Origin of the sequence: Corynebacterium sp. 21KM1197 (genome assembly GCF_033783015.1) — a bacterium.
Taxonomy (GTDB): domain Bacteria; phylum Actinomycetota; class Actinomycetes; order Mycobacteriales; family Mycobacteriaceae; genus Corynebacterium.
Genome location: NZ_CP123907.1, coordinates 1,182,987 through 1,194,811, shown reverse-complemented (window position 1 = coordinate 1,194,811; position 11,825 = coordinate 1,182,987). Strand labels below are relative to the sequence as shown.

General features: G+C 64.8%; 10 protein-coding genes and 1 riboswitch. Of the genes, 3 read left to right on the top strand and 7 right to left on the bottom strand.

Annotated features, from left to right (window positions below):
• Positions 1-35 precede the first annotated feature (35 nt).
• Complete coding sequence (locus OLW90_RS05815) at positions 36-893, top strand: EamA family transporter (protein WP_319649116.1); 858 nt, start codon at positions 36-38, stop codon at positions 891-893.
• Between the two features lie 155 nt (positions 894-1,048).
• Here OLW90_RS05815 and OLW90_RS05810 read toward each other — a convergent pair whose 3' ends face one another.
• The 3 genes from OLW90_RS05810 to OLW90_RS05800 are packed head-to-tail and all read right to left on the bottom strand — an operon-like array spanning position 1,049 to position 5,882.
• Positions 1,049-2,392, bottom strand: coding sequence for an MFS transporter (locus tag OLW90_RS05810; RefSeq protein ID WP_319651796.1), 1,344 nt, complete (start codon positions 2,390-2,392; stop codon positions 1,049-1,051).
• A 44-nt stretch (positions 2,393-2,436) separates the two neighbouring features.
• On the bottom strand, positions 2,437-4,785 hold the full coding sequence (metE, locus tag OLW90_RS05805) for a 5-methyltetrahydropteroyltriglutamate--homocysteine S-methyltransferase (protein ID WP_319651795.1): 2,349 nt from the start codon (positions 4,783-4,785) through the stop codon (positions 2,437-2,439).
• A 29-nt stretch (positions 4,786-4,814) separates the two neighbouring features.
• The gene (locus tag OLW90_RS05800; RefSeq protein WP_319651794.1) at positions 4,815-5,882 is read right to left on the bottom strand and encodes a methylenetetrahydrofolate reductase; all 1,068 of its coding nucleotides are present in this window, start codon (positions 5,880-5,882) and stop codon (positions 4,815-4,817) included.
• Between the two features lie 6 nt (positions 5,883-5,888).
• Positions 5,889-5,980: riboswitch (SAM riboswitch) on the bottom strand.
• Positions 5,981-6,280: 300 nt separating this feature from the next.
• On the opposite strand from OLW90_RS05800, the gene OLW90_RS05795 reads away from it, so the two are divergent.
• Both OLW90_RS05795 and OLW90_RS05790 read left to right on the top strand, forming a co-directional pair.
• Entirely contained in the window at positions 6,281-7,117 is an 837-nt protein-coding gene (locus OLW90_RS05795) for a GDSL-type esterase/lipase family protein (protein WP_319651793.1), read from the top strand.
• Positions 7,118-7,127: 10 nt separating this feature from the next.
• Positions 7,128-8,786, top strand: coding sequence for an AMP-binding protein (locus OLW90_RS05790; protein WP_319651792.1), 1,659 nt, complete (start codon positions 7,128-7,130; stop codon positions 8,784-8,786).
• On the opposite strand, the gene OLW90_RS05785 is transcribed toward OLW90_RS05790, so the two are convergent.
• The 4 genes from OLW90_RS05785 to OLW90_RS05770 are packed head-to-tail and all read right to left on the bottom strand — an operon-like array spanning position 8,783 to position 11,824.
• Positions 8,783-10,147, bottom strand: a complete 1,365-nt coding sequence (locus OLW90_RS05785) for a PFL family protein (RefSeq protein ID WP_319651791.1) — start codon at positions 10,145-10,147, stop codon at positions 8,783-8,785. The genes OLW90_RS05790 and OLW90_RS05785 overlap by 4 nt on opposite strands.
• Positions 10,148-10,158: 11 nt before the next feature.
• Positions 10,159-10,428: an ACT domain-containing protein gene (locus OLW90_RS05780; RefSeq protein WP_319651790.1), complete on the bottom strand. Its 270-nt coding sequence runs from the start codon at positions 10,426-10,428 to the stop codon at positions 10,159-10,161.
• A complete protein-coding gene (locus tag OLW90_RS05775) occupies positions 10,413-11,213 on the bottom strand; it encodes a glutamine amidotransferase (RefSeq protein WP_319651789.1) in 801 nt (266 codons plus the stop codon). Before OLW90_RS05775 ends, OLW90_RS05780 begins: the two co-directional genes overlap by 16 nt.
• Before the next feature lie 50 nt (positions 11,214-11,263).
• Entirely contained in the window at positions 11,264-11,824 is a 561-nt protein-coding gene (locus tag OLW90_RS05770; protein WP_319651788.1) for a helix-turn-helix domain-containing protein, read from the bottom strand.
• Between the last annotated feature and the right edge of the window lies 1 nt (position 11,825).

Sequence of the window (11,825 nt, the reverse complement as noted above, 5' to 3'; positions counted from 1 at the left end):
GAAGTTACATTATGGCGCGGCGCATACTCGGAGACATGAACCATAAAACCCAACCCCTAGGCATCCTCATGGTGATGGGCTCATGCCTATCCCTGCAATGGGGCGCGGCCATCGCCACGCGGCTCTTCCCGCACGCCGGGGCCTGGGGCACCACCACGGTGCGCCTGACCTTTGCCGCCCTGATCCTGCTCCTCATCGCCCGCCCCTCGGTGGGAACCTGGACGGCCAGCACCTGGCGCAGCGTGATCTTCCTCGGCCTCTCGCTGGGGGCGATGAATAGTTTTTTCTACGCCTCTCTGGAGCACATTCCCCTCGGCATCGCCGTCACCGTGGAGTTCTTAGGCCCGCTTCTTCTCGCGGCCGCGCTGTCCCGGCGTGTCCTCGACCTCGCGTGGGTATTCATCGCCCTGATCGGCATTGGCCTGCTCGGCAAGGATGCCTTTCTCGCCTCGGGAAGCCTGAGCGTGACCGGGATTATCCTCGCGCTCATCGCGGGAGGATTCTGGGTGTGCTATATCCTGGCCAGTTCCACCGTGGGGGCAAAGGTGCCGGGGCTAGGCGGACTGGCCGTGGCGATGGCGGTGGGAGCGCTCGTACCCCTGCCGTTTGGAATTGAGGGTGCCGCAACCCTGCTGAGCAGCCCCACGCTCTTAGTGCTCGCGCTGCTTACCGGGCTTTTGGGCTCCGTAATTCCCTACGCCCTGGAAATGGGGGCGCTGCGGAGAATGCCGCGCGGGGTCTTTGGCATCTTATTGAGCCTCGAACCCGCCTTTGCCGCCATCGTGGGGTGGCTGGTGCTGGGCCAGGGATTGGGAGCGGGGCAATGGTTAGCCGTGGCCCTGGTGATTAGCGCGAGCATTGGCACCACCGTGGGATCGCGGCGAGCCGGGTAAAGATGCAGCATTTCCACTTGAATACGCTGCTCATCACCGGCCACACATACCCGGATTCTTCCATCGCAAACCAAAGCATTATTAATATACTAAAATGCAGAAAAATACTCCATATGATCGGAGCATAATGCTCCGATCATATGGAGGCACCCCTCCTACAAACCCGCACGATCGTGCCGGTTTTCCCACGCCTCCCCCTTGCCATCAATGGTGGAGTGTTGCCGGTTATCCCGCATGAAGCACACCGCAATCAGACCCAGAACGCAGATCGCCACCACATACCAGGGGAAGGCCCAGGCCCAACCCATATCCTTGAGCCCCAGGGCAATGGACTCCGCCGAGCCGCCAAAGAGGGAATTGGCGATCGCGTAGGTAAAGCCCACGCCCAGGCCCCGAATGTGGGCCGGGAACATCTCCGCCTTTACGATCCCGGATACCGAGGTATAAAAACTTAAGAAGAACATCGCCACCATGATCCCCGCCATGCAGGCCACGAGGGATTCCTGGCCGCCGAGGAAAGCAAAGAGCGGCACCGGAATCAGCACCATTCCCACAACAAAGATCAGCATGGAGTTCTTGCGGCCGATCCTGTCCGAAAACGCGCCGATGGCCGGTTGCAGGAGCATGAAAAGGAAGAGACACAGCGTCATCGCCTGGGCTACGTCGGCCTTGGCAAAACCACCCGTGTTAATCAGATACTTCTGCATATACGTGGTGAAGGTATAAAAGGAAAGCGATCCCGCCGCCGTAATCCCCAACACCACCCAGAAGGCGCGGGGGTGGGCCAGCACCTCGCGGAAACTCCCCGCGGAGGAGGCGTTGCGGCTTTCCGCCGAGGCCGTCTCGTGCAGGTGGGAGCGCAACCACAACGCCACCACGGCGGCGCAGGCCCCGATCACAAAGGGCAGCCGCCACCAGCCATTAGCGATCTCCTCCTCCGTAAGGAAGAACGTCATGACCACCGCCAGCAGGCTGGCCAATAATTGCCCGCCGATGAGCGTGACGTACTGGAAGCTGGAATAAAAACCGCGCCGGTTCTCGGCGGCCACCTCGGACATGTAGGTGGCTGTGGAGCCGTATTCCCCGCCCACGGAGATACCTTGGAGGCAGCGCACCAGGAGCAGCAGAACCGGGGCCAGGACGCCCACTGTTTCCGCGGTGGGCAGGATCGCCATGAGCAGGGAGCCGGTGCACATCATGATGATGGCGATGAGCATGGAGTTCTTCCGGCCGTGCCTATCCGCGATCCGGCCAAAGATATAACCACCCAGGGGCCGCATGAGGAAACCCACAAAGAACACGGCGGCGGATTTCAGCAGTGCGCCCGTTTCCCCAGTGCCGGTGAAGAACTTATCGGCAAAGTACACGCTGAAAAAGGCGTAGATATAAAAGTCGAACCACTCCACCAGGTTGCCGCTGGAGGCGGCAACGATGGTGCGAGCGGTGCTCATCGTGGGCTTGTGCCCAGATGAAACAGACGTATCGGAACCGATGCTCATGGTCACGCTCCCTCCCAGAAGATGTGACCATGAGCATAATCCCCCTAGTTGTTCAGGTCACCCCGAACGATGGTGGTGGCCTCGACCAGGTTGCGCAGGGTAGCGGAGGTTTCCTCCCAGCCACGGGTCTTGAGCCCGCAGTCCGGGTTCACCCACACCTGCTGCGGGTTCAACGCACCCACGGCCACGCGCAGCAGTTCCACGATCTCCTCAGTGGAGGGCACGCGCGCGGAGTGAATGTCCCACACGCCGGGGCCCAGGCCCCGGTGGAATCCGTGCTCGGCCACGGCGGGCAGCACCTTGAGCTTGGAACGGGAGGCCTCGATGGAGGTCACGTCCGCGTCCAGGCGGTCGATGGCATCGACGATGGTGGCAAAGTCCGAGTAGCACAGGTGCGTGTGAATGCTGGTGGCCGGGGCGGCCCCGGCGGTGGCCAGGCGGAAGGAACCCACCGACCACTCCAGGTATTCCTCGCGGTCCTCCTCGCGGAGGGGGAGCAGCTCGCGGATCGCGGGCTCATCCACCTGGATCACCTTGATCCCGGCGGCCTCCAGGTCGCTCACCTCGGCGCGCAGCGCCAGGCCAAGTTGGTCCGCCACCTCGCCCCAGGGAATATCCTCGCGCACAAAGGACCACGCCATGATGGTCACCGGGCCGGTGAGCATGCCCTTGACGGGGCGCTCGCTCAGCGACTGCGCGTAGCGGGACCACTCCACGGTGATCGCCTGCGGACGGGTCACATCGCCCCACAGGATCGAGGGGCGCGTGCAGCGGGAGCCGTAGGACTGCACCCAGCCGTGGGTGGTCGTGGCAAAGCCCTCGAAGTTCTCCGCAAAGTACTGCACCATGTCGTTGCGCTCGGCCTCGCCGTGCACCAGCACGTCCAGCCCGATCTCCTCCTGCGCCGCGATGACCTCTGCGATCTCCTTCTTCATGGCCTCCTCATAGGCCTGATCGTCGATCTTGCCGCTGCGGTGCGCGGCGCGGGCGCGGCGAATCTCGTCGGTCTGCGGGAAGGAACCGATGGTGGTGGTGGGTAGCACCGGCAGGCCCAACGCCGCGGCCTGCGCCTCGTGGCGCTCGGTGGCGTCGCCGCGCGTGCGCTGCTCCTCGGTCACTGCGGCCGTCGCCTGCCGCACCTCCTGCTTTTCGACGCCCGGGTGCGCCGCGCGGGAGGCCGCCGCCGCGCGGGCAGCCGTGAGATCCTCCGCGATGGCCTCGTCGCCCTCGGCCAGGCCGCGCGCCAGCACCGCGACCTCGCGGACCTTCTGATCCGCGAAGGCAAGCCAGGAGCGCAACTGCTCGTCGAGCTGGGTCTCCCGCTCGGCGTCGTGCGGCACGTGTTGCAGGGAGGTGGACGTGGTCACCGCCACCTCCACGTGCTCGCCCAGACCAGCCTTGACGGTGCGCAGGGTGCTCAGGGCCTCGTCGAGGTCGGCGCGCCAGATGTTGCGGCCGGAGACCACACCCACGCCCAGCGTCTTGCCCGCCAGGCTCGTGGCCCAGCGCTCCAACTCGGCGGCACCGGGGACGGCACCGCGCACGACGTCGATGATCACGACCTGCACGTTAGTCTCGGCCAGGGCATCCACGGCGTCGAAGGCGTGCCCGTAGGTCAGCGCCACCGCCAACTGCGGGGCCTGCGCCGTGGCCAGGGTCGCGTAGGCCCGGCGCAGCGCGTCCAAGAGGGCGGCGCGCTCCTGAGGGGTGCGGTGGCGGTCGGTGACCAGCGCGGGCTCGTCGAGCTGCACCCACTCCACGCCGGCCTCCTTGAGCGCGCCGAGGTACTGGGCGTACACCGCCAGCAGATCATCGAGGCGATCCAGGGGGTTATATCCCTCAGGGGCTTCCTCGCTGGCCTTGGCCAGGGCGAGGAAGGTCACCGGGCCCACCAGCACGGGGCGAACCTGGCCACCCAGGCGCTGCGCGGTGTGCACGCGGGGGGAACCCAACCAGGCAAAGGCCGTTTCCGGGCCGATCTCCGGCACGAGGTAGTGGTAATTGGAGTCAAACCACTTGGTCAGTTCCAGCGCCGGGCGGTCTCCCTGGCCGCGCGCCACCGTGAACTGCGCGCGCAGGGCCTCCTCCGACTCCGGGGTGGCGGCCTGCGCCTCCAGCACCTCGCGCTCCGGGGCGAAGCGGCTGGGCAGCGCGCCGGTGGCGATGGTGATGTCCAGGACCTGATCGTAATAGCTGAAGTCCTCGGGCACCCCGGCGCTATCGCTCAGTCCCAGGTCCACCAGGCGCTGCGTGCGGGTGGTGCGCAGTTCCTCGGCGGTCTCGGCCGGGTTGCCTCCGCGCCCGGACCAGAAGGATTCCAGGGCACGCTTGAGTTCGCGGTTAGCCCCAATGCGGGGGTAGCCCAGCACGGTGGCGGAGGGAAAACGGGTCATGATCGTTGCCTTTCTGTGTGCGGAAATAATCAGTAGTAACTAGGGGTCATGCGGCGCAGGGCGAGGGATACCAATTCCGTATCCACGTGTGGGTCGCTGGGGGTGCGTACCCCCGTGTTCCTGCCCAGATACCCCGAGGCTCGGAGATATTCCAGAATGTCCAGCGTGGGCCGAGGACGGTTGAAGGTATAGAGGTGGATTCCCGGGGCACCGGCGTCCAGCACACCACCGATGAGTTCCACGGTGGCGCTCAAGGTATCTCGCACCAAACGTTCCGGGCTGGTGGTCTGGGAGAAGATGCGCTCGATGTGCTTGGGTACCGGAATCCCGGCCAGTTTTTCCATCGTGCGCAGACGCTTGAGATCGTGCAGCGGCATGATCCCCGGCACAATGGGCAACCTCGATCCCACCATGCTGAGTTCGCGCACCATCGAGGCGTATTCCTCGGGGGAGTAGAACACCTGCGTGATGGCATAATCGGCCCCGGCCTGCTCCTTTTCCGCCAACGCCGCGATGTCATTGGCGCGGGCCTGGCCGCCGGTGGCGGGATAGGCCGCCACCGCGATGGACACATAATCCTCCGGGCGCGCGGCGCTGGCGGCACCGGCCCCGTTGTATCCTCGCCCCACGCCCAGGGGCAGTTCCTCGGCGGCGATCTCCCGAATCAACCGCACCAACTCCACCGCGCGGGTGGGGCCACCCGCCGGGGGCTGATAGTGGGGGTCACCACCAGGGGGATCGCCACGCAGCGCCAAGAAATCTCGGATTCCGGCTCGCAGGAGCAGACGCACCAGCAGGGTGAGTTCCTCTCGCGTGGAGCCCAGGCAGGTCAGGTGCGCCACGGCCGGGAGGTCCCGGTGCCGATCGAGGACGTTGAGGAGTACCTGAACAGAGCGGTCGCGGGTATCGGTGCTCTTACCCGCCGCGCCATAGGTGACGGAGACGTAATCGGGGGCGGTGTCAATGAGCCTCCCGATTCCGGCCCACACCCCGGACCCCCGGGAGGGGCTACGAGGCGGGTAAAGCTCGAAGGACACCGTGGGGGTATCCGATCGAACACCGGGGCGGTACCCGATGTACAAGTGTGCGGTAGACATGGCTGCTCCCTATCGAACCTGGCTGTAGCACCCTTCCAGGGCTCTGGGGGTTGCTGCGGCGTCGTAGAGCCGGGTCTCTCGGCCGCTCTGAATAGGTTGCTGCTCAGCCTAGAGCACAAGACAGACCGTGCGGTACACTTTTGGCAAACTTCTACTATTTTCCCAGTTCAGGCCGTGAAAATAAATCGCTCTTCCGTAGCGTTTTAAACGCCCTGAGTAACGGATAGGTCCCGCTGCGCGATGTCTTCGGTGTGACTCACACGCCGTTGACCACCCAGGCCACTCGCCATTTTGGAAGCAAAATAACACCGCGCTAGGATGGCCCCTTGAGCCCTTTTGATTAACAGCAGTAACATCTACCCCGTACATATCACGCCGTACCCCAGAGGAAAGCATCCATGAGTATCCGTTCCCTGTGTCAGCGCGCCACGATCCTGGCCGCCTCCGCCACCGTCGCGCTGGGAGTGGCAGCCGTGCCCGCCACCGCTTCCCCCAACGCCCTGGTGGGCTTTGGTGATTCCGTGATGGCCAACCCGCGCGCACTCGATCACCTCTCCGCCGGACTGCCCATCCCGGAGGAGCAGAAGCCCAACGTGCATAACAACTGCGCCACCGACCCCAACGGCATGGTCAAGCAGGTGGCCCGGATCAAGGGAATGGAAGCCAAGGATTACTCCTGCCCCGGAGCCTCCGTGTCCACCGGTGGCAAGCGCATTGACGCGCAGATCAACGACGCCATCGCGCAGGGCGCCCTGGATAATCAGACCCGCGAGGTGCTCATTCAGATCGGCTTTAATGACACTTACCTCAACCTCGCGGACCGCAAGAGCCCGGAGGAGATTCACCGCAACTACGTGGCCGCCATGACGGCACAGATCGGCCGTATCCGCCAGGCCGCCCCCAACGCCGCCATCAAGGTGGTGGGGTACCCCTCCATCTCCGATAACAAGGGCACCTGCCTGATCCAGCTGGGCAACAATATCCATTCCTTCGAGGGGATTCCACTGTCCACCGATCTTGAGAACATGGCCGAGGCGATGAACCGCGACGCCGCCGCCCAGGCCGGGGTGCAGTACATCGACCTGCGCTCCGCCTCGATGGGCCACGGCATGTGCGCCCCCGACGGCGAGCGCTGGTACGGCGCCGCCATCGACTTCGGCCAGCCCCGCAACGTACCCATCCACATGACGGACCTGGGCGTGGCCAAGACCTCGGAAATCATCGCTGCTAGCTAAGGAGGTACGCATGTCCTCGCTCTTCCACATGGAACAACCCGTTGCTCTGCCCATTCCGGTGGGAGAGCAGGCACGATCCTTCGCTCACGCGGTCCCGCACATTCTGCGGGCGGGAATCTTAAGCCTCCACGGGCCCAAGGACCTCACCAACTGGGCACGGTCCTACGCCCGCTGGGGCTTCTCCGTGGGCACCTTCCTCAACACGGCAGCGCAGTATTGCCCCGAGCGCACCGCCATCATCGATGACATCGGCACCATCTCCTACGCCGAGCTGCATCGTCAGGCCCTCCGCCTGGCCTCCGCCCTGCAAAGCAGGGGAGTGGAGCAGGGCTCCCAGGTGGCGATCATCGCGCGCAATAGCCGCGTGACCCCCATGACCCTGGCCGCCTGCAATTACCTGGGCGCGGTTCCCATGATCATCAATCCGGGTTCCTCCCCGCAGCAGATCTCCCGCACCATTACCGATTACGGCGCAGCCATCGTTATCGCGGACGCGGAGTTCATTCCCACCCTGGAGGTAGGCGATCTCCCGCTCATCGCCGGGTACGGCGAGCACCCCGGCGTGGTGAGCTTCCGCGAGGCCATCGCCCAGGCACCGGCGCCAAAGTTAAAGTTCCGCCCCACCCCCGGCCCCACGGTGATCATGTCCTCCGGCACCACCGGCACCCCCAAGGGAGTGGTGCGCGGCGTGCCCAAGTCTCCCGCGGTGGCGGCCAGCCTGCTGCCCAAGATCCCGTGGCGGCGCGAGGGCGTGATCCAAATGACCTGCTCCACCTACCACGCCTGGGGCTGGCTCAACGTCAATCTCACCTTTGCCACCAAATCCACCACGATCCTGCGGCGCGTCTTTGTCCCCCAGCAGGCCGTGGATGATTGCCTGCGCTACGGCGTGACCGGGATTCTCTCCGCCGCGGTATTCCTGCGCGACTTTGAAAAGACCCTGGCCAAGCAGCCCGAGGAGACCCTACGAGCCCTGCGGCCCCCGGAGTTCATCGCCTCCTCCGGCAACGCCATTCCACCCACCCTGATCCAAGCCCTGCACGCGCGCTTCGGCCCGGTGGTGTGCAACTTCTACGGATCCACCGAGCACGGCCCCGTGGCCTCTGCCAGCGGCCCGGAACTCGCGGCGGATCCCACCCGCACCGGCACCGTGGCCCCCGGCGTGCGCATTGCCCTGTACAAGGAGGACGGCACGCTGGCGGCGCCGGGGGAGCGCGGCATCATCTACAGCGCCAACTCCGAGTCCATGATCGGCTACCTCTCCAAGCGCGACAGCATCGAGGTGCGCGATCACATGCTCAGCACCGGGGACTACGGCCACTTTGATTCCGAGGGCTTCCTGCACGTTCATGGACGCTGCGATGACATGGTGATCAAGGGCGGCGAGAACGTCTACCCCCGCGAGGTGGAGGACTTCCTCCTGCGCCAGGAGGGGATCGATGACGTCTTTGTCCGCGGCGTGCGCAACGACATCGTGGCCCGCCTCGATGCCTACATCGTGCGCGAGGACACCGAGCAGGGCAAAGCGCTTACCGACGACGCCGTGCGCGACCTCGTGCGCACCAACCTCGCCCAGCACAATATCCCGGACTACATCTGCTGGCTGGACGCCCTGCCGCGCAACGACGCCGGCAAGGTCGTACCCCGCAAGTTGCCCCAGCCGAGCTAGTTGCGGAAGCCGTGCACCGGCGCGGGAATAAAGCCCCCGCGCCGGATAAACTCCGCCGCGGAAACCTTATTCACGTCAATCACCGGGGCGTAGCCCAGGAGTCCACCAAAGTTCACCTCGTCCCCGGGAACCGTGCCCGGCACGGGGATCACCCGCACGGCGGTGGTCTTATGGTTCATCACTCCGATGGCCGCCTCGTCCGCGATCATCGCGGAGATCGTCTCCGCCGAGGTATCGCCGGGAATCGCAATCATGTCCAGGCCCACCGAGCAGATCGCGGTCATGGCCTCTAACTTGTCGATGGAGATGGCCCCCGAGCGCACCGCGTCGATCATGCCCTTATCCTCGGAGACCGGGATAAAGGAACCGGATAGCCCGCCCACCCGGGAGCAGGCCATCATGCCGCCCTTCTTCACGGCGTCGTTAAGCAGGGCCAGGGCCGCCGTGGTTCCGTGCGTGCCCACCTGATCCAGGCCCATATTCTCCAGAATGTGCGCCACGGAATCCCCGAGTTCCGCCGTGGGCGCCAGGGAAAGATCCACGATTCCAAAGGGCACGCCCAGACGCTGCGCGGCCATGCTGCCCACCAATTGGCCCGTGCGGGTGATCTTGAAGGCGGCCTTTTTGATCTCCTCGGCCACCTGGTCCAGGCTGGCCCCCTCCAGGGAACCCAGGGCGCGGCCCACCACGCCGGGGCCGGAGACGCCCACGGAGACCACGCAATCCGGCTCCTCCACGCCGTGGAAGGCCCCCGCCATGAAGGGGTTATCACCCACGGCGTTGGCAAACACCACCAGCTTGGCGCAGGCGATCGCCGCCTCCTCCGCCGTGGCCTGGGCGGCATCTTTGATGGCCACGCCCAGATCCCGCACCGCGTCCATGTTGATACCCGCGCGGGAGGAAGCCACGTTCACCGAGGAGCACACCACCTGCGTCTGGCTCAGCGCCTCCGGCAGGGAGGCGATCAGGCGGGAATCCGCCGCCGTGGCTCCCTTGTCCACCAGGGCGGAGTAGCCGCCGATGAAGTTCACGCCCACCTCGGTGGCGGCGCGATTGAGCGCGCGGGCCAGGTCGGCTGGGTTTCCCTCCAATCCGCCGCAGAGCAGGGCCACGGGGGTGACGCTGATCCGCTTGTTCACGATGGGAATGCCCAGTTCCGCCTCGATTCCCTCGCATACCTCCACCAGACGAGCGGCCTGGGTGGTCACGCGATCATAGATGGCCTGGGCGGTATCGGCCATGCTGGAACGGCGGCACTCGAGCAGGGAAATGCCCATCGTGACGGTGCGAATATCCAGCCGGTACTTCTGAATCATCTCGATGGTATCGAGCACCGAACCGGGATTGAAGCTCAAACTCACAGCCCTGCCCCCTATACCTCATTGACCGCGCTAAACAGCGCCTCCGATTGCAGGCGAATGGTGAGGTTTTGTTCCTCCTCCACCGCCACCATCTGCCTCTGAATGGCGGCGATCCCGTGCTCCGCCTCATCAAACTCCACCCGCAGGATCATGGTGAACCACTGATCCATGAGGGTTTGGGAGACGTCGAGGATATTGATGTTCTGGCGGGCCAGGGCGGAGGTCACCGCGGCGATGATGCCGGTGTGATCCTGGCCCGTGACGGTCATGATCGCGTACATGCCTTGATAGTGTAATCGGCTTCCCCCTCGGTGCTGGCTGTGTTCACTGTGCTCAGCGCCCGCGCCCCCCGCCGCGCCTCGCAGTAGCCCACGAAGTTCCGCAGAATCTGGTGCGCCGGGGCTGTATCCACGCCCCGCAGCGATTCTACGATCTGCTCGTATTCCTCATCCCGGAAGTAACCGTGATCGCGATAAAAGTTCATGCGGCGCGCCATGCCCTCGATATTCACCTCCGGGTGGAACTGCGTGGACCAGGTGTGCTGCCCAACCCGCAGCGCCTGCACCGGGCAGGTGGGGCCGCTGGCCACCACGGTGACCCCCTCCGGGAGCGAGGCCACGCACTCCGTGTGGCCGGTAAAGGCCGCGAAGGAACCCGGTAGCGCCCCAAACACTGGGTCCGTGCTTCCCGCGGCGGTGATCTCCACCCGGCTGGCGCTGGTTTCCTCCGCGTGTTCGTGCCCGATGCTGCCCCCGAGCACCTGGGCGATGAGCCCGGTGCCAAAACAGGTGAAAAATACCGGGGTGGGGGAGTCAATGAGCTCGGTGAGTTCGCGCACCACGGCCCGCTGCCAGTCGCTGTACTGGGCATTGCTCATGTTCAGGGAACTGCCGCCCACGAATACCCCGGAGTATTCCGATACGTCTCCCACCCGAAAGTCCGCGGAATCAAATATTCGTTGTTCTAACTGCTCGCGATTCAGGCCGGTAGCCTGCACAAAGTCCCGATATTCCGAGGCCGCCACGGCCTCGTTCTCGCGCAGGGAGAGCAGTAGAAATAAAGACATACCGCTTAGTCTATATTAATCCGGGGAAAATATGAACTAAGCGGTCTACCTTACTTCCTGACCGAGGCTTCCACCACGTCAAGCATACGATTCAGGCCCTCCACCGGCTGCCCGGAGGCGAGTTGGGTAATGAGCCCCTCCATCACCGTTTCCAGGTAGATGATGAGCACGTCCACCGGGACGTCGGTACGCATACGATCCTGCTTCGCATTACGCTCCAGGCGCGTGCGCACCGCCCGATCCAACACCTCCTGGTGCTGCTGCCAGCGGGCCCGAAAGGACGCATCGGTGCGCAACATTCTGGCGATCTCCAACCGGGTGGCCAGCCAATCATGGCGCTCCGGGTGATCCAGAATGTCCCGCATCACCTCCACGAGGCCCTCGGCGGCCACCACATCGGCCTGGCGCTCCGCGTCCTGCCGAGCGATGGCGAGGAAGAGCGATTCCTTATCACCGAAATGATGAAAGATCGCCCCCCGCGACTTTCCCGTCGCCGCCTCAAGGCGTCGCACCGTCGCGCCCTCGTAGCCGAACTCCCCAAAGCACCTGCGTGCTCCCTCGAGGATGTCGTGGCGGCGCCGTTCCAGCTCCGCTTCGCTAACGACGGGCACG

Coding starts and splice junctions, on each gene's coding strand:
- OLW90_RS05810 (WP_319651796.1), bottom strand. CDS start 2,392: ATGAGCATCGGTTCCGATACGTCTGTTTCATCTGGGCACAAGCCCACG.
- OLW90_RS05815 (WP_319649116.1), top strand. CDS start 36: ATGAACCATAAAACCCAACCCCTAGGCATCCTCATGGTGATGGGCTCA.
- OLW90_RS05790 (WP_319651792.1), top strand. CDS start 7,128: ATGTCCTCGCTCTTCCACATGGAACAACCCGTTGCTCTGCCCATTCCG.
- OLW90_RS05775 (WP_319651789.1), bottom strand. CDS start 11,213: ATGTCTTTATTTCTACTGCTCTCCCTGCGCGAGAACGAGGCCGTGGCG.
- OLW90_RS05780 (WP_319651790.1), bottom strand. CDS start 10,428: ATGTACGCGATCATGACCGTCACGGGCCAGGATCACACCGGCATCATC.
- OLW90_RS05795 (WP_319651793.1), top strand. CDS start 6,281: ATGAGTATCCGTTCCCTGTGTCAGCGCGCCACGATCCTGGCCGCCTCC.
- metE (WP_319651795.1), bottom strand. CDS start 4,785: ATGACCCGTTTTCCCTCCGCCACCGTGCTGGGCTACCCCCGCATTGGG.
- OLW90_RS05800 (WP_319651794.1), bottom strand. CDS start 5,882: ATGTCTACCGCACACTTGTACATCGGGTACCGCCCCGGTGTTCGATCG.